The 20,757-nt window shown below is 71.1% G+C and carries 16 protein-coding genes and 1 tRNA gene; 11 read left to right on the top strand and 6 right to left on the bottom strand.

Annotation, left to right across the window (positions count from 1 at the left end):
- The first annotated feature begins 108 nt into the window (after positions 1-108).
- The 3 genes from LLS1_RS05930 to LLS1_RS05920 all read left to right on the top strand — a co-directional run bounded on the left by LLS1_RS05930 (position 109) and on the right by LLS1_RS05920 (position 5,645).
- Complete coding sequence (locus tag LLS1_RS05930; protein WP_226654048.1) at positions 109-1,245, top strand: PDZ domain-containing protein; 1,137 nt, start codon at positions 109-111, stop codon at positions 1,243-1,245.
- Between the two features lie 105 nt (positions 1,246-1,350).
- Positions 1,351-4,275 (top strand): UPF0182 family protein, encoded by a 2,925-nt coding sequence (locus LLS1_RS05925; protein ID WP_226653986.1) that lies wholly within the window; start codon positions 1,351-1,353, stop codon positions 4,273-4,275.
- Between the two features lie 173 nt (positions 4,276-4,448).
- Complete coding sequence (locus LLS1_RS05920) at positions 4,449-5,645, top strand: ROK family transcriptional regulator (protein ID WP_223360455.1); 1,197 nt, start codon at positions 4,449-4,451, stop codon at positions 5,643-5,645.
- A 19-nt stretch (positions 5,646-5,664) separates the two neighbouring features.
- Here the strand turns inward: LLS1_RS05920 and LLS1_RS05915 are convergent, their stop codons facing one another.
- Complete coding sequence (locus LLS1_RS05915) at positions 5,665-6,804, bottom strand: ROK family protein (protein WP_226653985.1); 1,140 nt, start codon at positions 6,802-6,804, stop codon at positions 5,665-5,667.
- Positions 6,805-6,894: 90 nt separating this feature from the next.
- Between LLS1_RS05915 and LLS1_RS05910 the strand changes: the two genes are divergently transcribed.
- A complete protein-coding gene (locus LLS1_RS05910; protein ID WP_223360457.1) occupies positions 6,895-7,413 on the top strand; it encodes an isochorismatase family protein in 519 nt (172 codons plus the stop codon).
- Between the two features lie 10 nt (positions 7,414-7,423).
- Here the strand turns inward: LLS1_RS05910 and LLS1_RS05905 are convergent, their stop codons facing one another.
- The 4 genes from LLS1_RS05905 to LLS1_RS05890 all read right to left on the bottom strand — a co-directional run bounded on the left by LLS1_RS05905 (position 7,424) and on the right by LLS1_RS05890 (position 13,281).
- Entirely contained in the window at positions 7,424-10,855 is a 3,432-nt protein-coding gene (locus LLS1_RS05905; RefSeq protein ID WP_226653984.1) for an ATP-binding protein, read from the bottom strand.
- Positions 10,852-11,571 (bottom strand): DUF4194 domain-containing protein, encoded by a 720-nt coding sequence (locus LLS1_RS05900; RefSeq protein ID WP_226653983.1) that lies wholly within the window; start codon positions 11,569-11,571, stop codon positions 10,852-10,854. Before LLS1_RS05900 ends, LLS1_RS05905 begins: the two co-directional genes overlap by 4 nt.
- Positions 11,568-13,121 carry a DUF3375 family protein gene (locus LLS1_RS05895; protein WP_226653982.1) on the bottom strand — a complete coding sequence of 518 codons (1,554 nt, stop codon included), beginning with the start codon at positions 13,119-13,121 and terminating at the stop codon, positions 11,568-11,570. The genes LLS1_RS05900 and LLS1_RS05895 overlap by 4 nt, the downstream gene beginning before the upstream one ends.
- An 83-nt stretch (positions 13,122-13,204) precedes the next feature.
- Positions 13,205-13,281: transfer RNA gene (locus LLS1_RS05890), tRNA-Met, on the bottom strand.
- A gap of 134 nt (positions 13,282-13,415) precedes the next feature.
- Here LLS1_RS05890 and LLS1_RS05885 point away from each other — a divergent pair.
- From LLS1_RS05885 to LLS1_RS05855, 7 genes are read left to right on the top strand one after another with little or no spacing between them, the layout of a single operon-like run.
- Positions 13,416-14,480 (top strand): response regulator, encoded by a 1,065-nt coding sequence (locus tag LLS1_RS05885; RefSeq protein ID WP_226653981.1) that lies wholly within the window; start codon positions 13,416-13,418, stop codon positions 14,478-14,480.
- Positions 14,477-15,475 (top strand): ATP-grasp domain-containing protein, encoded by a 999-nt coding sequence (locus LLS1_RS05880; RefSeq protein WP_226653980.1) that lies wholly within the window; start codon positions 14,477-14,479, stop codon positions 15,473-15,475. The genes LLS1_RS05885 and LLS1_RS05880 overlap by 4 nt, the downstream gene beginning before the upstream one ends.
- Positions 15,472-16,248 (top strand): PHP domain-containing protein, encoded by a 777-nt coding sequence (locus LLS1_RS05875; protein WP_226653979.1) that lies wholly within the window; start codon positions 15,472-15,474, stop codon positions 16,246-16,248. The genes LLS1_RS05880 and LLS1_RS05875 overlap by 4 nt, the downstream gene beginning before the upstream one ends.
- Complete coding sequence (locus LLS1_RS05870) at positions 16,245-16,400, top strand: hypothetical protein (RefSeq protein WP_226653978.1); 156 nt, start codon at positions 16,245-16,247, stop codon at positions 16,398-16,400. Before LLS1_RS05875 ends, LLS1_RS05870 begins: the two co-directional genes overlap by 4 nt.
- Complete coding sequence (locus tag LLS1_RS05865; protein WP_226653977.1) at positions 16,397-16,783, top strand: response regulator transcription factor; 387 nt, start codon at positions 16,397-16,399, stop codon at positions 16,781-16,783. The genes LLS1_RS05870 and LLS1_RS05865 overlap by 4 nt, the downstream gene beginning before the upstream one ends.
- Positions 16,780-18,588, top strand: coding sequence for a cell wall metabolism sensor histidine kinase WalK (locus LLS1_RS05860; protein WP_226653976.1), 1,809 nt, complete (start codon positions 16,780-16,782; stop codon positions 18,586-18,588). Before LLS1_RS05865 ends, LLS1_RS05860 begins: the two co-directional genes overlap by 4 nt.
- Complete coding sequence (locus LLS1_RS05855) at positions 18,585-19,385, top strand: carbon-nitrogen hydrolase family protein (RefSeq protein ID WP_226653975.1); 801 nt, start codon at positions 18,585-18,587, stop codon at positions 19,383-19,385. Before LLS1_RS05860 ends, LLS1_RS05855 begins: the two co-directional genes overlap by 4 nt.
- 48 nt (positions 19,386-19,433) lie before the next feature.
- Here LLS1_RS05855 and LLS1_RS05850 read toward each other — a convergent pair whose 3' ends face one another.
- Positions 19,434-20,630, bottom strand: a complete 1,197-nt coding sequence (locus LLS1_RS05850) for a pyridoxal phosphate-dependent aminotransferase (RefSeq protein ID WP_226653974.1) — start codon at positions 20,628-20,630, stop codon at positions 19,434-19,436.
- Positions 20,631-20,757: the final 127 nt, after the last annotated feature.

Below are 20,757 nucleotides of genomic sequence, written 5' to 3'. Positions count from 1 at the left end.
GCTTGCCATCTACGCTAGCTCCTGATCTCCAAGAGCCGGGTGGGAATCCGCCCAGGCAGCAGGGTGCGCCGTGCGCCCGTGGCGAACACGACCGAAGGGACGACCCGCGTGACCCTGTTCACCGACGACGAGCACGCCGCGGTGGAGCCGCCACAGCCGGTCCGGCCGCCCCGGCGGGTCGTGGTCGGGTGGGTCTCGGTGCTGGTCGCGTTCGCCCTCACCCTCGTGCTCGCGCTGGCGCCCGCACCTTTCGTCATCGAGATCCCCGGTCCCGTCTTCAACACCCTGGGCACCGACCAGCAGGTCGGCGGTGCGAAGAGCGAGGATGCGAAGCAGCTCATCTCGATCCCCGACCAGAAGACGTATCCCACCTCCGGATCGCTCGATCTCCTGACCGTGTCGGTGGTCGGCAACCCCGACTCGCGTCCGAGCTGGTTCGACATCGTGTCGTCGTGGTTCCAGCCGAGCAGGGCCGTCGTCCCGATCGACTCCGTCTTCCCTCCGGGGACGACCACCGAGCAGTCCAACGCCGAGAACGCGGCGCTGATGGTGGACTCGCAGCAGGACGCCGTCGCCGCCGCGCTGAACGAGCTCGGCTACGACTTCCCGCAGGCGATCGTCGTGAAGCAGTTGATCAGCGGCACGCCCGCTGCGACGTCGCTCAAGGAGGGCGACGAGATCACCAGCGTGAACGGCACCGAGGTGAAGAGCGTCCAGGCGCTGCGTGACGCGATCGCGGACAACGGCACCGGCACGGCCGCGCGGATCGGCATCCTGCGCGACGGCGCCGCCTCGACCGTCGAGATCACCCCGACCGAGTCCTCCGGGCGCGCGGTGCTCGGCATCGGCGCGGGGATGGACTACACCTTCCCCTTCGACGTCAAGATCCAGCTCGACAACGTGGGCGGCCCGAGCGCCGGCCAGATGTTCGCCCTCGGCATCATCGACAAACTGACACCGGGCGAGCTGAACGGCGGCAAGCGGGTCGCCGGCACGGGCACCATCGACAATGCGGGCAACATCGGGGCGATCGGCGGCATCCGGCAGAAGATGTACGCCGCGCGCGACGACGGCAAGGCGCAGTACTTCCTCGCTCCCGCGTCCAACTGCGACGAGGTGACCGGCCACATCCCGTCCGGGCTGAGGGTGTTCGCGGTCAAGACGCTCGCCGACTCCCTCGCCGTCCTGAAGGCCGTGAGCTCGGGCGGCAGCACCGCCGGCCTGCCCACCTGCCCCGCCTCCTGACGCTCCCGGTCCGCCCCGGCCCAGCGGCGGGCACGGCGTTCTCCAAGCGACGCCCGCCTAGGATGGATCCGATCTGCACATCACGCGAGAGCAAGAGGGCCGCACGTGAGTTCAACAACCGCCGCACGACCAGCAGGACGCCGCCGCGCGGCCATCTGGATCACCCTCGGGGTGATCGTCGCCCTGGTGATCCTGTTCTTCGTCTTCGCCGGACTCTACGCGGACATCCTGTGGTACCAGCAGGTCGGGTTCCTGAATGTGCTGACGACGCAATGGTTCGGCGCCATCGCGATGTTCTTCGTCGGGTTCCTGGGCATGGCGCTGCCGCTCTGGGCCTGCATCCAGTTCGCGTACCGGCTGCGGCCTGTCTACGCGAAGCTCAACAGCCAGCTCGACCGCTACCAGCAGGTCATCGAGCCGCTGCGCCGGCTCGCGATGTACGGCATCCCGATCGTCTTCGGCATCTTCGCCGGCGTCTCGTCGGCCAGCCGCTGGCAGCTCGCCGCGACCTGGATCAACGGCACTCCCTTCGGCAAGACGGACCCGCTGTTCAAGCTCGACATCGGGTTCTACGTCTTCGCGCTGCCGTTCTACCGCAGCGCCGTGGGCTTCGCGTCCGCGGTCGTGCTCATCGCGCTGATCGCGACGCTGGCCACCTGCTACCTGTACGGGTCCATCCGCGTCTCGGGCCGTGAGGTCCGCATCAGCAAGGCCGCGCGCGTGCAGATCTCCGTCGTGTCCGCGCTCTACCTGCTCCTGCAGGGCGTCAGCATCTGGCTCGATCGCTACGCGACGGTCACCGATTCGAACGTCGGCGACATGATCAACGGCGCCGCCTACACCGACGTGAACGCCACGATCCCTGCCCGCGCGATCCTCGCGGGCGCAGCGGTGTTCGTCGCCATCCTGTTCATCGTGACCGCGTTCGTCGGCCGCTGGCGGTTCCCGCTGGTCGGCACGGCGCTCCTCATCGTCTCGGCTCTGGTGGTCGGCGCGATCTTCCCGTGGGTCATCCAGCGGTTCCAGGTCGAGCCGAGCCAGAAGACACTGGAGACGCCCTACATCCAGGACTCCATCGACGCGACGCGCGCGGCGTACGGCCTCAGCGACATCGAGGTCATCCCGTACGACGCCAAGACCGATGCCGAGGCGGGCGCGCTCCGCCAGGACGCCCAGACGACCGCGCAGATCCGCATCATCGACCCGGCGATCGTGAGCCCGTCGTTCCGCCAGCTGCAGCAGTTCCGCCAGTACTACGCCTTCCCGAACACGCTCAACGTCGACCGCTACACGATCGACGGCAACGAGCAGGACGCGGTGGTCTCGGTGCGCGAGCTGCAGCAGTCGGGCCTCACCAGCGCCCGCAACTGGTACAACGACACGCTGGTGTACACCCACGGCTACGGCCTGGTCGCCGCGTACGGCAACCAGCGCTCGACAGACGGCCAGCCGGTCTTCATGGAGTACGGCATCCCGACGCAGGGCACCCTCGGCGAGTACGAGCCGCGGATCTACTTCGGCCAGCAGTCGCCCACCTACTCCATCGTCGGCGCACCGAAGGGGTCGAAGTCGGTGGAGCTCGACTACCCCGGCGGTGCGGACGGTGCGCAGCAGACGTATACGACGTTCTCCGGCAACGCCGGGCCGAAGCTCGACAACATCTTCAAGCGGCTCGTCTACGCGCTGAAGTTCCAGGACGAGCAGATCGTGCTGTCGGACGCGGTCAACAACGACTCGCAGATCCTGTACGACCGTGACCCGATCAAGCGCGTCCAGAAGGTCGCCCCCTACCTCACCCTCGACTCGCAGGCGTACCCCGCGGTGGTCGACGGCCGGGTGAAGTGGATCATCGACGGCTACACGACGAGCGACCAGTACCCCTACTCGCACGTCGGCAGCCTGAGCGACGCCATCGCGGACACGGAGACGCCGAAGCCGGCCTACGCCTTCGACGACATCAACTACATCCGCAACTCGGTGAAGGCCACCGTGGACGCCTACGACGGTTCCGTGACCCTGTACGCGTGGGACGCGAAGGATCCGGTGCTCAAGACGTGGGAGAAGGTCTACCCGTCGACGGTCAAGCCGATCAGCGACATGAGCGCGCAGCTGCTCAGCCACGTGCGCTACCCGGCAGACCTGTTCAAGGTGCAGCGCTCGGTGCTCGGGCAGTACCACGTGACCGACGCGGGATCGTTCTACTCCCGGGAGGACGCCTGGACGACGCCGAACGACCCGACCTCCTCGTCGACGGATCCGACGCTCCAGCCGCCGTACTACCTGACGATGCAGATGCCGGGCCAGACCTCGCCGAGCTTCTCGCTCTACACGACGTTCATCCCCCAGGCATCCAGCGAGGCCAGCAGATCGGTCCTGAAGGGCTACTTGGCCGTCGATGCCGACGCGGGCTCCACCAAGGGGAAGGTCGCCGCCGGTTACGGCAAGTTGAGACTCTTGTCCCTGCCCACCAGCGACACCATACCGGGGCCGGGTCAGGTGCAGAACAACTTCAACTCCGATCCGACGGTGTCGCAGGAGCTCAACCTCCTGCGCCAGGGGAAGACGGATGTGATCAACGGCAACCTGCTCACCCTGCCGGTGGGCGGCGGTCTGCTCTACGTGCAACCCGTCTACGTCAAGTCGACCGGGGAGACGAGCTACCCGCTCCTCCAGAAGGTGCTCGTCGCCTTCGGTGACAAGATCGCGTTCGAGGACACCCTCGATCAGGCTCTGGACGCACTGTTCGGGGGAGACTCCGGGGCGAGCGCGGGAGACAACAACGTTCCGCCGGGAGGTGAAACCGGTGCCGGAACCGGTACGGACACCGGAGCAGGCAGCGGCACCGGATCGGGCACCGGCTCGACCGGCTCGGCGAACAACGCCGCCCTGCAAGCGGCGCTGCAGCAGGCCAAGCAGGCTCTCGCCGACCGCGAGACGGCCCTGAAGGCCGGCGACTGGGCCGCCTACGGCCAGGCCGACGCGCGACTGCAGCAGGCCCTCCAGGACGCGATCGCGGCCGAGGGCAAGTAGCACCACGAACACGACGGCGCCCGTGCGGATCGCTCGCACGGGCGCCGTCGTGTTTCGCGCGCCGCGCGGCTATCGTCGGGGACTGCCGTAAGCCCGCATCGGATCCGTGCCGGTTTGCACGAACGGCGCCGAAGCACTTGCCAGAACTTTGATTGTCCACTTTACTAACAAACATGCTCCTCGATGATGTCCGCCGTCCGCCGTCCTCGGATCCGGTAGGCCCGACCGTCGACGGGGCGATGATCCCGGGGCGCGCCCTGCGTCCGCGGACAAAGGTGCTGCCGGAGCACGCCCGCAACCACAACCGCTCGCTCGTGCTCCAGTCCCTGTACCGCGACGGTCGAGCGAGCCGCGCCGATCTGGCGCGGGGAACCGGCCTCACCCGGGTCACGATCTCGGATCTCGTCGGCGAGCTGATCGCGGATGGCCTCGTCGTCGAGCTGGGGCAGCGCGACGATGCGCGGCCGGGCAAGCCCGCGGTCCTGCTCGACATGGACCGCGGCGCCACGCAGATCATCGGTGTCGACCTCAGCGAGCACGCCGTCTTCCGCGGAGCCGTGATGGACATCGACGGCACGGTGCTGCGCAGCGCGGAGGTGCTGCTCGCGGGGAGCAAGGGCGAGGCCGCGATCGCCAAGGCTCTCGACCTCGTCTCGCGCCTGGTCGAGCTGGCCACCGCGCCCGTGCTGGGCATCGGCATCGGCTCGCCCGGTGTGGTCGACGCGAGCGGTGCCATCGTCGCGGCGCCGAACCTCGGATGGACGGACGTGCCTCTCCAACGGCTCGTCGCCGAGCGGACCGGGCGGGCCGTCTTCGTCGCCAACGACGCGAATGCCGCGGTGCTCGCCGAGCACGGGTTCGGCGCCGCGGAGGGCGACATGATGCTCGTCAAGGTGGGGCACGGTGTCGGCTCCGGCCTGCTCGTCGCCGGAGCGCTTGTCGTCGGCAGCCGGTTCGCGGCCGGCGAGATCGGTCAGGTGATGGTCGGCACGGACGACGGGACCGAGGCCCCGTACGACCGTGAGCAGGTGCTCGAGGCCTGGCTGGCGGTGCCGCGCCTGGAGTCACGGGTGGCCGCGGCCGCCATCGCGGGACGATCGATCGAGCCCGTGCTCCGCGAGGCGGGGCAGCGGCTCGGGGTCGCGCTCGCACCGATCGTCGGGGCGCTCGATCTCGGCGAGGTCGTGCTGAGCGGCCCGGAGGAGTTGCTGGACGGCGCCCTCATCGGCGCCGTCCGCCGCACGCTCGACAACCGCACCATGGCGGGCTTCCACTCCGCGTCCGCGGTCAGGATGACCGCGCTCGGCCGCGACATCGTGCTCCGCGGCTGCGTCATCCTGGTGATGTCCGCGCAACTCGGCGTCTCCTGAGACGCGACCCGGTGGTGGGTCAACGCGCCCAGGTGACCCCGAAGGTCGAGTGGAGGGCGTGCTGCGCAGCGCCCCGGAACGGCTGGTCGATGGCCGAGCGCGCGTAACGGAAGCTCAGCGGCATGGCCGCGCGCACGGGATGGCGGGCCGCCTCCGCGCGCAGATGCCCGATGAACTCGGGCCCCAGCTCGGCCGACGCTCCGCCCAGCACCACGGTGGGCACATCCAAGGCCGCCCCGACCAGAAGGAGGGCGCGGGCGAGGACCCGGGCGCCCGACGCTATCCGCTCGCGCGCCTCCGGGGCGGCGGCCAGCGCCGCGATGTCGACGGCCTCGAGGTCGGCGCCGTGGGGGAGCCCGAGGAGGCTGGTCACAGAGACGACCTCTTCGAGGCATCCGCGGTTGCCGCACGCGCAGAGCGGGGCATCGTCGCCGAACAGCACGGGCACGTGGCCGATCTCACCCGCCCGGTGCGCGGCCCCCGCCACGACCATCCCGTCGACGATGACCGCGGCGCCGACGCCGGTGCTCAACGAGACGAAGAGACGGTTGGCGCCGAAGCCGTCGTCGGCGGAGGTGTCGGCGATCGCCTCGGCGTCGGCGTCGTTCACCAGATGGATGGGTGCGTCGACCGCTCCGGAGAGTTCGCGCACGAGGTCGAGGTCGCGCCAGCCGAGCTGGACGCTTTCCCGGATGAGGGAGCCGTCCGCGATGCCGGGCACCTGCACGCCGACCGCGGCGATCCGCGCTCCGGTCGTGGCGGCGAGCCGGCGGATGACGGTGCGGACGTCGTCGACGGAGCCGGGGGAGGACGGACGGAGGGAGGTCCGGTGCAGCTCTTCTCCGAGCATGCTCAGCACGGCTCCGCGCACGAGTCCGGGCTGTACGAGCACCGACAGCAGCACCTGCCGTTCGGTGTCCACCCGGAGCGTGGTCGCCCTCTTGCCGCCGGTGCTCTCGGCGCGTTCGCCCTCGGCCACGAGCCCGTCGGCGATCAGGCCGCCGAGAAGGGAGGAGACGGTCGCCGAGGTGAGGCCGGTCCTCCGGGCGATGCTCGCCCGGGTGGCCGTGCCGTTGCCGGAGAGCACCAGCTGGAGAGCCGTCGTGAGATTCCGCTCGCGGACGGCGGCCTGCGTGGCCTTGCCGGGTTCGTCTGTCACTGCCTCTGCCGTCCTCGCCGTGCGCCGTCGTCGGCCCATCCGGCCGCGGCGACCCTTACGACCCTAGCGAATGGGGCGCAAGATGGGGTCATGGGGTATGGATTGATGCTCGTCGACGTGCAGCGCACGATGCTGGAGGGCGACGACGCCGTCGACGGGGCCGACGATCTCCGGAGGGCACTGGGTGGCCTGCTCGACGCGGCGCGCGAAGCGGGCGTCCCCGTGATCCACGTCGAGAACGACGGAGCCGTGGGCGATCCGGACGAACCGGGGACCCCGGGATGGGAGCTGGTCTTCCCGCCCGAGCCGGGCGAGCCCGTCGTGCGCAAGGATGTCCCCGACACCTTCCTCTCGAACCCGGCCCTCGCCGACGTGCTCCACGCGATGGGGGTCGACACCCTCGTCGTGGCCGGGCTGCAGAGCGAGCTGTGCGTGCAGGCCACCGCACTCGGCGCGCTGGAGCGCGGTTTCGACGTCGTCGTGCCCACGGGCGCGCACGCCACGTTCGACGCGGAGATCCCCGCGCAGGAGATCGTCGCGCGCGTGACCCTCGAGCTCACCGCCGCCGGAGTGGAGGTCGTGGAGCTCGACGAGGTGGCGTTCCGCTGATGCCGCTCACTCAGTCCGCGATGCGCTCCAGCTCCACCGCCTCCCGGATGCTGAGGGCGTAGATGCGCGATCGCCCGGGACGCGCCGGGTCACCCGTGACGTAGGCCACGCTCTCCACGTGCTGCTCGAAGGCGTTCACCTTGTCGCGCGGAGCGCCGACGATCAGCTGGAAGCCGAGCCCGCGCAGGGCCGAGAGCGCGCGGCCGGTGTACTCGTTGTCCGCCTTCACGAATCCCTCGTCGAGCACGATCGGCGCGTACACGGGAACCCGGTCGGTCCCGTCGCCCAGGCGATAGCGCAGCGCGGCGCCGAGCACGAAGGCGATGAGCTCCTGGCCCTCGCCGCCGGATTTGCCTGCCACCCCCTCGTGCACGATCTGGGTGCCGTCGCGGCGCGTCTCGATCGCACGGAACTGGAAGTGCTCGCGCGCGTCGAGCACGCGGCGTCGCCAGGCCTCGCCGGCGCGCGAGCGCTCCTCCAGCCGACCGAGATCGGCCCGGAGGGAGAGGAAGTCACGCTCGATCCGCGCGGGATCGCGCGTCTCGCCCGGTGCGGCCGCGGTGTGCTTGCGCAGGGTGCGCGTGAACTCCGTCAGGTCGCTGTTGCCGGCCGGCCGCGGGTCGATGTCGAGCGTGGAGCCCTCGCGGAACTCGATGCCGTGCAGGGCGGCGGAGATCGGCCGCACGCCGCGGCGGATGGCCCGGGCGTCCTCCTCGATCTGAGTGAGGAGGGCGCGGAGACTGTCGCCCATGTTCGCGCCCGCCTTGGCGAGCCATTCCGACTTCGCGCGCGGCAGGTCGTCCTCGACGAGGGCGCGTTGAACCGCGAGGGCGGCGGGCAGGCTGTCGATCGTCGCGTCCAGCTCCGCCGACGGATCCAGCTCGCGGAATCGCTGGAACGCGCCGACCAGGAGTGACTCCGACTGCTCCTGGACGCGGTCGTGCGCCTCGATCTGATCGCGCACGAGTCGCTCGGCGTCCAGGTACCGGCGCCGCACGTCGGCCGCCTCGCGCGGCGCGGCGAAGGGCAGTGAGCCGAGGAGTGCGCGCTCGTCGGCGTCGAGCCCGGTCGCGTCGGCCAGGTGGTCGGCGACCTCGTCCTCGATGTCGGCGAGGGCGGCGTGCTCGGCGTCGAGCTGGTCGATCACGCGCTGGATCCCGGCGCCGCGCCGGGCCGCGGCCAGCCGGGCCTCGTCCTCGCGGTCGGCCGCAGCGGTCAGCTCGGCGATCTCCGGGCGGTCGACCGCGACACGCTCGAGGCGGCGGGCCAACTCGGCGACGCGCTCGGCGGCCGGGGCCACGTCGATCGTCGCCCAGTCGAGGTCCGCCACCGATGCGAGCGCGTCACGGCGGTGACGTTCACCGGCCGATCGAGCCTCGGCGGCGTCGGAGGCCGTGCGCGCCTGATCGAGCTCGGCCTCGAGCCGTTCGATCTCTGCAGCGAGATCCACGATGCGCGGGGCGTTGTCGAGACCGATCCACGATTCCGCACCGCGGTCGTCCTTGATGACCCGGTTGCGGGATCCCGTGCGCAGCCCGGCCCGGGTCACTGCGCCCCTGACGCCGGCGGGGAGCGACGCGTCCAATTCGTCCGGAGTCTCGACGCACAGGACGGTCCGGTCCGCGACGATCTCGTCGTGCAGCCATCCGCGGAACGGGCTCTGCTCGTCGAACGCGAGCAGCGCGGGGACGGTGCCCTCTGTCGCCGTCCGCTCGGACGGGGCGTCTGCGACCGCGGGTACGAGCACGACCCGGCCGCGCATGTCGTTGTCATTGACGAAGCGCCGGGCTGCGGCGAAGCGGCGCTCGTCGATCACCAGGTGGGTCGCGAGGTCGCCGAGCACCCGCTCGACGGCGCGCGCCCAGTCGCGGTGACCCGGCGCGACCTCGAACAGCTCACCGGCGTACGGGACCTCCTCCGGGGCGAGTCCGATCCCCTCCGCGATCCGGCGCCGGCGCGCGTCGGCCTCGGGCGGGACGTTGCTGCGACGTCGCTCGTACGAGCTCTTCTGTGCGGTCTTCTCGGCCAGGGAGCGCTTCACGGCCTCCACGCGGGCGGCGAGCTCCCACCGCTGCGAGCGGTCGTCACCGGTCTCGGAGGGCTCGGCCAGCAGGGCGAGGGCGCGCTCCTTCGACTCGGCGAGCTCGGCGGCGGTCAAGGGCAGGTCGAGGCCGGCGCTGGTCAACGTGCGCGCAGCGCGGTCGCGTTCGCGCTCCAGCTGGGAGAGCATCATCGCCGCGACCTCCTGCTCCCGGCGGATCGCCTCGGAGGGGTCGCCGCCGAGCGCGGCGAGCTGGTCGAGGGCGTCCTTGTGGGCGCGGTGGGCGGCGGCCTCCTCGTCGGCGGCCGCCCGGCGCAGCGCCTCCTGCTCGCGCTTGGCGTCGCGGACGCGGTCGACTTCGCCACGCACCCAGTCCGCCACCTTCTCGGAGAGCCAGACCCAGAGCCGGCTGCTCTCCTCGCCGTCGAGCGGCGCCAGAAGCCGGCGCTTGCCGGTCGCGTCGTCGAGCGCCGCACGGTACTGCTCGGCGCGCGCGGGCACGTCGGCGAGCACCTCGAGCTTGCGTCTGGTGGTCTCGAAGACGTCGTAGAGGGCGGAGGCCTCGCGGTAGCTGGACAGCGTGGTCTCCCAGCGGGAGAGTGCGCGCGGCTCGGTGAGAACGAATTGCTTGAACAGGTCGTCGATCGAGAACACACCCTTCGACGCCTGTGCCCGGCGCAGCAGCGTGAGGGCCTTCAGCTGTGACTCGTCGCTGCCGCCGATGCCGAGCTCGGTGCACAGGCGAACGCGGAACTCGGGCTGCGAGCCGGTCACCAGGTCGCGGACGGGGTCGACGAGCCGGCCGAGCGAGCCGCGCGTCAACGGCGACGAGCTGCCCGGCTCCGGCCGCAGCTCGGCCAGGCGCGTCAGGGGGAACTCGCCCTGCACGAAGACGTAGACCGTGGCGGCGGTGACCTCGTCCTGCGTCGCGGTGTCGCGACCGAGCCACGCCAGGCGTGCGGCCGTGATCGTCTCGCCCAGCTCCGTGCGCCAGGTGATGGCCGCGCCGGAGGCGAAGGCGGTTCCGAGTGGACGCAGGAAGTGCGTGGTCGTGACATCGGAGCCCGCTTCGCGAACCTCATCGGTCTTGCCGCGCGCGTAGCTGTAGACGGTCCGCTCCGACCGCTGACGGGTGTCGTCGCGCGCCGCCCGGTTGAACTCCTGGGGATTGGGCATGACGACGGCGGCCATCGCGTCGAGCACTGTGGACTTGCCGCGCCCCGTCGGGCCGAGGATCGCAAGACCTCCGCGGCCGACGGGCATGGTGTGGAGGTCGTCGTAGCTGCCCCAATTGAGCAGCTGCACCTGCTCGATCCGGAACTGACCGCTGTGGATGAGCCCGTCGGCCACGGGGAGGTCGTCGTCCAGCTGTTCGGGGCCGGTCGTCAGCAGATCGGTCACGCGTCCACCTCCGTGGCGTCGATGCGGGTGTCGTCGGCGTCCGTCCTGTCGTCGCCGCGCAGCTCGGCGCCGCTCGCTTCCTGGAAGAGGCGTGTCAGGTGCGCGAGCTCGGTGGTCGTGACCAGCGGCACGACGGCGGGCGAGACGACATAGAGGTCGGGGTCGTCGGTTTCGGGGACGAGCAGCCCGATCCGCTCCATCGCCGCGATCGCCGCACGGATGCGCCGGTCGACGCGCACCTCGTCGTGCGCGGCGTCGGTCTGGAATCGGCCGAGGAACTCGGAGATGTGGTCGCGGCTCACGGTCACCGCGTCGTCGGAGGCGTCCGTGTACGCGTGCTCCTGACGCAGCAGGACGAGCAGCAGCGACGCGTCGCGCGACAGCGGCTTCTCGCGACGGAGGAGCACGGGGGCGCCGTCCTCGGCGCTCTGCCGCTTGAACGCCACCTCGTGGTCGCGGTCGATCGACAAGGTGAGGAAGATCTCCTCGAGACGGGTGCGCACCTCGTCCTCGTGATCGATCAGACCGCCCCACGCCTCCGGGTGCGTCGAACGGGTGATGAACCGGCTGGTCAACAGGGCGACCAGTGCGCGCCGGGCGGCGAGCGGGAGCCGCTCGTCGGCGGCGTCGCCGAACGCGTCGGTCGCGCCGCCGGCGTCGTTCGCCGCCGCCTCGGCCCCACGGTCCGATCCGGTCTCGGTGATGATGTCGCTCATCGTTCCGTCCTCCCGCCGCGTGCCGCGGCCGTCTCGTCGTCCGCGCCGCCGAAACGGGATCGCGGGAAGGTCACCTCGCGGGCCGGCTCGCCCGATACGTCGATGCGGACGGTGTCGGTGCCGTCCTGCACCGCGTCCCGCTCGGCGGCGTGGTCGAGGAGGCTGATCAGGAGGCCGAGCCGGCGGAACTCCGGCGGCGTCGCCGCGAAGACCTCGGCTCCGGTGACCGTGCCGCGCTCCGCCAGGAGGCGCTGGACGGTCTCCTGCACGGCGTCCGGTCCCGTCCCGACGGCGAGGCGCAGTGCGGCTCGCTCCGAATCGGGCAGCGTGTCCTTGCTCTCGGTCACGGCGACGCCGATCTCCGGCCGTTCGCCGCCGCGCCACACCTGGGTCTGCGTGATGTCGGTCAGCGCCCACGGGCCGAGGCCGAGCACATCCTCCGGCACCGACACCGGGCCCGGACGCACCTGCGCCCAGTGCGCTCCCGCGGCGAGGGCCTGATCGGCGAGCGAGAGGAGGCGCTGGTGCCGGGCAGCGCCCGACCGGCTCAGGAACCGGCGCAGCGACGACATCCAGCGCAGGTAGGTCTCCTGCACCGTCTGCTCCTCCGTGAGGAGCGAGCCGATCAGGGTCTCCAGCTGCATGCGCTGGCGCTCGGTCATCCCCGTGGCGGCGTCCGGCTGGGAGAGCACGCGCTCGAGGTCGGCGCGCATGCCGTCGAGTCCGCGCGACGAGAGCATCGTGGCGAAGCCGCGGTACGCGCGCCCCTCCGGCGTCTGTTCGAGGAGGTCGTTGTCGCGGAGGTACTGCTCGACCAGCGCGCCTTTGCCGACCTGCTCCTCGGTCGCGCGGCGGGCGACCTCGCGGTGCCGCTGCTCGACCATGGCGCTGAGCCGGCGGAAGTCCTCGGGCAGGGAGGCGGTGAGGCGCAGCACCTCCCGCAGCTGGCGACGCACCGCTTCGCCGTCGACCGTCTCGAGGCCGCCCGCGGCGATGCGCTCGCGTCGGGCCTGCAGCTGCGCGATCTCGTCGTCGATCCGCGCGAGCTGAGTCCCGACGTCGGGGTCGGCCATGTCGGCGAGCTGGTGCACCGCGTGCGCGATGCTGCCGAAGCGGGCCTCCGACACGACGGAGTCCGCCTCCACCAGCTCGCGCACGATGCGGAGCGCCTGGAGGGAGTGCTGCGACAGGCGGTATTCGGCGCGTCCCTCGCGGTCGTGGGGCCGGGAGCGAACGAGCCAGCGGTTGTCGACCCAGGTGCGGCAGTAGTCGGCGGGGGCGGAACGGCGGGGGAGTGCCGCATCGTCGGCGGGCGTGTCGATGGCGGCGGCGTCGTCGGAGGCGGGGGAGGCGTCGCCCTCCGCGATCGTGCCGAGCGCCTCCGCCACCTTGCCGTGGAACCAATCGGCGGAGACGGGGCCGTCGGCGAATTCGAGGTGCCGTGAGAACAGGGGGAGGATCCACCGCCCGTTGTGGCTGCGCAGCAGCGCCCAGGTGGGATGCTGCTCCCAGGCGTCCGCGACGGTGTCGGCGGCGAGGGCCTCGTCCATGTTCCTCCGCGCTCGAGGGCCACGAGACCCCGGGGTCAAAAAAGGCCCGGACCGGGGATTTCTCCCCGAAGTCCGGGCCTGTCTGGTTGCGGGGGCAGGATTTGAACCTACGACCTCTGGGTTATGAGCCCAGCGAGCTACCGAGCTGCTCCACCCCGCGTCACAAGAAATGACTCTATCACGGCGTGGGGAGGCCGGGAAATCGAGCCGCGATCCCGGGCGCGTCCGGCGCGATTCTCCGCGTGGTAGACCGTCCGTCCCACTAAAGTCGGGAGCAGGACGTAGGGGAAGCGTATGGCGAGTGTTGCACAGAAGTACCGGGTCGTCGTGATCGAGGACGACCCGGATGTGGCCTTCTTCATGAAGACCGTGCTCGAGAAGCGGGCGGACGCGGTGGTCGCTGCGGTGACGGACCCGTCGCGCGCGCTTTCGACCGTCGCCGACTTCGAGCCCGATCTGGTGCTGACCGACATCGAGATGCCGGGCATCTCGGGGCTCGACCTCCTCAAGGATCTGCGCGCGCAGTACCCGGGCATGCCGGTCGTCGTCATGACGGCGCATGTCTCCGTCGACTACGCGGTCGCGGCGCTGCGCAGCCAGGCGGACGAGTTCCTCACCAAGCCGGTCGCGTCGGCCGACCTCGTGTCCATCGTGACGCGCCTGGCCGAGGAGGGGCGCACCAAGCGTTCGGCCAACCGTCAGCAGGTGGTCCTTGCGGTCGGAGCCCATCCCGACGACGTCGAGATCGGCGTCGGCGGCATCCTCGCCGCGCACCGCGACGCCGGCAACCAGGTGGTCATCCTGACCCTGTCTCGCGGAGCGCGGGGCGGCGACGCCACCGACCGTCAGCACGAGTCGCTCGCGGCCGCCGAGCTGCTCGGAGCACGACTGTTCCTGGAAGACCTGGAGGACACCCGGATCTCGGCGGCCGACCCGACGGTCGGCATCATCGAGCGCGTCGTGCGCGAGGTGAACCCGGACATCGTCTACACCCACTCCGCGCACGACCGCCATCAGGATCACCGGGCGGTGAACGCCGCCGTCAGCGTGGCGACCCGCACTGTGCGCACGGTCTGCTGCTTCCAGAGCCCCAGCGCGACGATCGACTTCCGGCCGACCCGGTTCGTGCCGATCGACGGATTCACCGACGCCAAGCTCGCGCTCATCGACTGCTTCCGCTCGCAGGACCTGCGCGCGTACCTCGAGCACGACTTCGTGCTCGCGACCGCCCGCTACTGGTCACGCTTCGGCGGCGGCACCTGGTGCGAGCCGCTCGAGGTGATGCGCGACACGGCGGACATCTCCATCCCCGCCTCGACGATCTCGACCGAGGCCCGAATCCGAAGGACCGCCGAATGACCAGAGTTCTCGTGACCGGCGCGGGCGGACCCGCGGGCGTCGCCGTCATCCGCTCGCTGCTGGCGAGGGACGACGTCGACGTGCTCGCCGCCGACATGGACGGCTGGGCGAGCGGCCTCTACCTGGTGGCCGCGGGGAATCGCCGCATCGTCCCCGCAGGCCGCTCGGAGACTTTCGTCGACGAGCTCATCACGATGTGCCGTACCGACGGCGTCGACGTGCTGTTCTCGACGGTCGACGTCGAGCTGCCGGGGCTGGCCGCCCGCCGGGACGAGCTCCTCGCGGTCGGTACGGCCCTCGCGGCGCCGAGCTACGAGACCCTCGTCACCTGCCTCGACAAGCACGCCCTCGCCCGGCGGGTGGACGGCGCGGCGCGCATCCCGCTCACCCGGCTGCTCACGGCCGAGGGCGTCGCGGAGGACTGGGACTTCCCGGTCATCGTCAAGCCCCGCAGCGGTGCGGGATCCCGCGGCGTCCGGCTCATCCCCGATCGCGACGCGCTGGAGGGGCTGACGCTCGACGACAGCATCCTCATCCAGGAGAACCTGCCGGGCGACGAGTTCTCGGTCGACGTGCTCGCCGGTCTCGACGGCGGCGTGATCGCCGCGGTGCCCCGCTCGCGCGAGCGCGTGGACTCGGGCGTCTCGATCGCCGGGCGCACCGTCAAGCGCGCCGAACTCTCCGACACGGCGGCGGCGGTGGCCAGGGCGATCGGCCTCACCGGCGTCGCCAACGTGCAGCTGCGCTACAGCGTGGAGGGCGTGCCCGCGCTGCTCGAGGTGAACCCGCGCTTCCCCGGGGCCATGCCGCTCACCATTGCGGCCGGCGTCGACATGCCGTCCCTCCTGCTCGACCTGGTGCTGGGCCGCGAGGTGCCGTCGTCCGTCGACTTCCGCGAGGTCGCCAACGTGCGCTTCCTCGAAGACGTCTTCCTCGACCCCGCGGACGTGCTGGTCTCGGAGAACGCGGCGCACGCGGACGAGCTCGACGAGTGACCGGCGCACCCGTCGTGCCGGACGTCTCCGCGCTGCTGCGCGGCGATTTCCACGTGCACTCCACCTTCTCGGACGACGCCGTCAGCACCCTCGCCGAGAACATCGCCGCTGCGAAGGCCGCCGGGCTCGCGCGTCTGCGACTCAACGACCACGTGCGCGCCTCCACCACCTGGGTCCCCGAGTTCGTCGCGGCGGTCGCGGCAGAGCCCGTCCCGGCCGGACTGACCGTCGTCACGGGCGTCGAGACCAAACTGCTGGACGTGTCGGGCGCGGTCGACATCCCGGCCGACCTCGTGGTCGGGCGCGGCGGCGTCGACGCGATCGTGATCGGCGACCACCAGTTCCCCGGCACGGACGGCCCGTGGTCGCCGCAGGCGACGCGTGACCGGATCGCCGCGGGCCTCAGCGCGGACGACGCCCTCGACCTGCTCGTCACCGCAAGCATCCGGGCGATGGAGCGCACCCCGCACGCGCAACTCGCGCACTGGTTCTCCATCCTGCCGAAGGTCGGCCTCGACGAGGCCGAGCTCGGCGCCGACCGGCTCGCCGCCTGGGCGCAGGCCGCGGCCGCGACCGGGACGGTCGTCGAGGTGAACGAGAAATGGGAGTGCCCGGGAGCCGACGCGATCGTCGCCCTCCACCGCGCGGGAGCGCGTATCGTTGCCTCCACCGACAGCCACATCGCGACCGACGTCGGGCGGTACGACCGCGTGACCGCGCTCCTCACCGAGGCGGCCGGCAAGATCGCGACCGAGGATGAGGACGAACAATGAGCCCCGTCGAGCTGAACCGTGCCCAGCACGCAGAGCTCCAGCGCGAGATCGACCAGAACCGCCGCTGGGAGCTGCGCCTGCCGGTCTACGGGGGGATCGCGCTCCTCGTCCTCGCGGCGATCGTCGTCGTCCGGGTGGTGTTCTTCTCGTGAGCGGAGCGGTTCCCCGCATCGTCATCGCGGATGACGATGACGACATCCGCGGGCTCATGGTGATCGCGGCGAAGCGCGCCGGCGTGGAGGTCGCCGCAGCTGTGGACAACGGCCGCGCCGCCCTCGACGCGCTGCTCGCCGAGGACGTCGACCTCGCCGTGCTCGACATCTCGATGCCCGCATTGAACGGCGTCGAGGTGGCGGAGGCCGTCCGGGCCCAACGGCCCCGCACCCGCATCCTGATGGTCTCGGCGTCGGTGCAGCTGCTCACGGATCACGGCGTCGTCGCCGAGCAGTCCGACGGGTTCATCGTCAAACCGTTCAGCCCGCGCGTGCTGTCGGAGCGTATCCGGCAGATGCTCGGGATCGAGGCCACCGCATGACGCTCGACCGCTGGCTCGGCCGTCTCCCGATCGACTCGCCGTCGGTCCTCATGAAGCAGGTCCCCACCCTGGTGGGATTCCTGCTGGCGCTCACCGTCGCGCTGATCCCGCACTTCGTGCCGGTCGACAACCCGGAGTTCGTCTGGGCGTCGATCGGCCTGATCGTCGTTGCCACCGTCCTCGCCGCCGTCGTGCCGTGGCCCCGGTTCCACGCGGGCTGGATCGTCGTCGTCCCCGTGCTCTCACTGTTCGCGATCGGGCTGCTGCGTCTCGGCACCGGCGGCTCGGCCTCGCCGATCGTCGTCGTCCTGCTGCTCCCATTCGTGTCGATCGCCACGGAGGAGGGGCGGAGGAACATCCTGATCGCGACCCTGGGCATGTTCGCCGTGCTGTTGGCGCCGATCTTCGCGACCAGTGTCCCCAGCGCACCGGTCGACCTCGTACGCGCTCTCTTCTCGCCGGTCGTGTATCTGATCCTCGCAACGGTCGTCAACGAGATCGCGCACCGGTTGCGGGCGCAGCTCATCGTCACGCGGGCGGCGGCCGAGCAACGCGCCGAGCTGCTCGCCCACGCCGTCACGGCCCAGGACGAACTGGTGCTCAACGAGGCGCGGCTCAAGACGGCGAACCGCCTCATCCAGAGCATCTGGAACGCGGTCACCGAGCAGTCCGTCATCGGCACCGATCTCGACGGCCTCATCGACGTCTGGAACCCGGGCGCGGAGAAGATGCTCGGACTGACCGAGAAGCAGGTCGTCGAGGGTCGCCGGCACATCGTCGAGTTCCATCTCGAATCCGAGCTCGAGGATCGGCTGCGCGATATGGATGCGCGCTTCACGACGGTCGCCAGCGCGGACGACTTCTCAGCCCTGGTCGATACAGTGCGCGCCGGGTACGCCGATGTCCGCGACTGGACCTACGTGCGGGCCGACGGCAAGCTCGTGCCGGTGCAGGTGGCCGCCACTCCGCGGCTCGACGAGAACGGGCACCGGGTCGGCTTCATCTTCGTCGCGACCGATATGACCCAGGCTCGCGAGTTCGCGCGCCTCAAGGACGAGTTCGTCGGGCTCATCTCGCACGAGCTCCGCACCCCGCTCAGCTCGATCCTCGGCTACCTCGAGCTCATGCGCGACGACGACGAGTCTCCGCTGTCGGACGAGCAGCTGCAGTATCTGGGCGTCGCCGAGCGCAACGCCCACCGGCTCCTGCGTCTGGTGGGGGACCTGCTCTTCACCGCGCAGGTCGAATCGGGCCGCTTCCCCCTGGACATCACGGACGTCGAGCTCAGTTCCGTCGTCGCCGCCTCCGTCGAGTCCGCGCGGCCGGTGGCCGGGGCCGCGGGCGTCGCGCTGGTCGGTGAGGTGCCGGAGCAGCAGGTGGTCGTCCGGGGCGATGCGGTACGCCTGGGACAGGCCGTCGACAACCTCATCTCCAACGCGGTGAAGTTCACTCCGTCGGGTGGCACGGTCACCGTGTCGCTGCGATCCGGTCGGGACGAGGCCGTCATCGCGGTGACCGACACCGGCATCGGCATCCCCGCGGTCGAGCTGAGCCAGCTCTCGCAGCGGTTCTTCCGCGCGTCCACCGCGACGCGCAACGCGGTCCCGGGCGTCGGGCTCGGCCTCACGATCACGAAGGCGATCGTCACCGCCCACGGCGGACGGCTCGACATCGCAAGCGAGGAGGGCATCGGCACCTCGATCAGTCTGGCCCTGCCGGTGGAGACCCCGCAGCCGGTCGTGGAGGCGCTCCCCGGCGCCGACGCGCGGCCCGCCGCCGGGTCGGTGCAGGGCACGGCATCATGACCGCCGTCGCGGTCGCCCAGTTCACCCCGCGGGACGACACGACGCACAACCGCGACACGGTCGCGGGGTTGGTGGCTGTCGCGGCCGAGCGCGGTGCCCGGCTCGTCGTCTTTCCCGAGTACTCCTCGTACTTCACCGACCCGCTGGGTCCGTCGTTCGCGCGCAACGCGGAGGCACTCGACGGCGCGTTCGTCGGCGCGCTCGCCCGCGCAGCGCGGGACCACGGCGTCCACATCGTCGCCGGTCTGGTCGAGAGCACCGGGGAGCGGCGCCGCTTCGCCAACACCCTCGTCGCCGTGGCGCCGAGCGGCGACGTCGTCGCGGTCTACCGCAAGCAGCACCTGTACGACGCGTTCGGCTCCCGCGAGTCCGACTGGGTCGTCGCCGGTGAGACGGTCGAGCCGCAGGTCTTCGAGGTCGACGGGCTCCGGGTGGGGATGCAGACCTGCTACGACCTGCGATTCCCGGAGGTGACGCGGACCCTCGCCGACGCCGGCGCCGAGCTGGTGGCGATCCCCGCGGAGTGGGTGCGCGGGCCGCTGAAGGAACATCACTGGTCCACGCTCCTGCAGGCGCGCGCGATCGAGAACACGCTCTATGTGGCGGCCGCCGACCACACCCCGCCGATCGCGGTCGGGGGCAGCGCGATCGTCGATCCGATGGGTGCCGTGGTCGCGGGCGTCGCCGAGGTGGCCGGGGTCGCGATCGCCGACATCTCCCGGGACCGGGTGCGGCAGGTCCGCGAGGTCAATCCCGCTCTCGCCCTGCGGCGCTACCGGGTGGTTCCACGCGATTGAGCGATCCTGACCGAGCAGGCCGCCGGCCAGGCCGCGGGCGCCGCTTCCTCAGGCCCGCAGCGCCGAGAGCCGCGCGGCGGCCTCGGTGAGCACAGCCTCCCGCTTGCAGAACGCGAAGCGGACCAGGGAGGCGGTGCGCGCCGCGTACTCGGGGCGGCAGAACGCGGCGAGCGGGACGCCCACCACCCCGGCGAGTTCCGGGAGCGCGCGGCAGAAGCCGACCGCGTCGGAGTGGCCGAGCGGAGCCGCGTCCGCGACGACGAAGTATGTGCCATCGGTCGGCAGAACGCCGAACCCGGCCTCCCGGAGACCGGCGGACAGGATGTCCCGCTTGCGTGCGAGCTCCGCGGCGATACCGGAGAAGAACGAGTCGGGCAGTGCGAGGCCCGTGGCGATGGCCGGCTGGAACGGCGCCCCGTTCACGTAGGTCAGGAACTGCTTCACCGCCAGCACCGCGGTCACCAGCTCCGGGGGAGCGGTGAGCCAGCCCACCTTCCATCCGGTGGTGTTGAAGGTCTTCCCGCCCGAGGAGATCGTCACGGTGCGCCCCTGTGCACCCGGCAGCGTCGCGACGGGAATGTGCTCGGGCCCGAAGGTGAGGTGCTCGTAGACCTCGTCGGTCACGATCACGGCGTCGTGGCGCTCGGCGAGCTCGACGATGGTGGTGAGCAGTTCGCGGTCGAAGACGGTCCCGGTCGGATTGTGGGGCGTGTTCACGAGGATGACGCGCGTCCTGTCGGTGACTGCCGCTCGCAACCGGTCGGGATCGGGGAGGAACATGGGAGGTTCGAGCGGCACCGTGACGTGGCGGCCTCCGGCCAGGGCGATCACGGCGCCGTACTCGTCGTAGAAGGGCTCGAAGGTCACGACCTCGTCGCCAGGCTCCAGCAGGGCGAGCAACGTGGCGGCGATGGCTTCGGTGGCGCCCGCGGTGATCAGCACCTCCCTGTCGGGATCCGGCTCGAGGCCGTAGAACCGGTGCTGGTGCTCCGCGACGGCCTGCCGGAGTGCGGGGATGCCCGGGCCGGGCGGATACTGGTTGGCGCCCGAGCGGATCGCGGCGACCGCGGCGTCGAGCACCTCAGCGGGGCCGTCCTCGTCGGGGAACCCCTGCCCCAGGTTGATCGCGCCCGTGCGGGAGGCCAGGGCGCTCATCTCGGCGAAGATCGTCGGACGGACCGAACCGTCGGAGCCGAGCAGACCCGCCCCGCCCGCCGCTCGACGCCAGGCTCCCGAGACCGACATGTCCACCCCTTTCTCCGCTGCTCTCCCAACCTAACCGCCCGGGCGGCGCCAGACCCGTCGACTAGGTTAAGGAGAGTCATCGACAGGCGGAAGGCAGCCCACAGGGGGCGCAAATAGAACACCCAGG

It is taken from the genome of Leifsonia sp. LS1 (assembly GCF_020521355.1).
Taxonomy (GTDB): domain Bacteria; phylum Actinomycetota; class Actinomycetes; order Actinomycetales; family Microbacteriaceae; genus Leifsonia.
The sequence above is the reverse complement of the archived record's forward strand: the minus strand, read 5'-3'. Positions and strand labels throughout refer to the sequence as shown.

Coding starts and splice junctions, on each gene's coding strand:
- LLS1_RS05880 (WP_226653980.1), top strand. CDS start 14,477: ATGACCAGAGTTCTCGTGACCGGCGCGGGCGGACCCGCGGGCGTCGCC.
- LLS1_RS05910 (WP_223360457.1), top strand. CDS start 6,895: ATGGGGTATGGATTGATGCTCGTCGACGTGCAGCGCACGATGCTGGAG.
- LLS1_RS05870 (WP_226653978.1), top strand. CDS start 16,245: ATGAGCCCCGTCGAGCTGAACCGTGCCCAGCACGCAGAGCTCCAGCGC.
- LLS1_RS05855 (WP_226653975.1), top strand. CDS start 18,585: ATGACCGCCGTCGCGGTCGCCCAGTTCACCCCGCGGGACGACACGACG.
- LLS1_RS05885 (WP_226653981.1), top strand. CDS start 13,416: ATGGCGAGTGTTGCACAGAAGTACCGGGTCGTCGTGATCGAGGACGAC.
- LLS1_RS05900 (WP_226653983.1), bottom strand. CDS start 11,571: ATGAGCGACATCATCACCGAGACCGGATCGGACCGTGGGGCCGAGGCG.
- LLS1_RS05920 (WP_223360455.1), top strand. CDS start 4,449: ATGCTCCTCGATGATGTCCGCCGTCCGCCGTCCTCGGATCCGGTAGGC.
- LLS1_RS05850 (WP_226653974.1), bottom strand. CDS start 20,630: ATGTCGGTCTCGGGAGCCTGGCGTCGAGCGGCGGGCGGGGCGGGTCTG.
- LLS1_RS05860 (WP_226653976.1), top strand. CDS start 16,780: ATGACGCTCGACCGCTGGCTCGGCCGTCTCCCGATCGACTCGCCGTCG.
- LLS1_RS05895 (WP_226653982.1), bottom strand. CDS start 13,121: ATGGACGAGGCCCTCGCCGCCGACACCGTCGCGGACGCCTGGGAGCAG.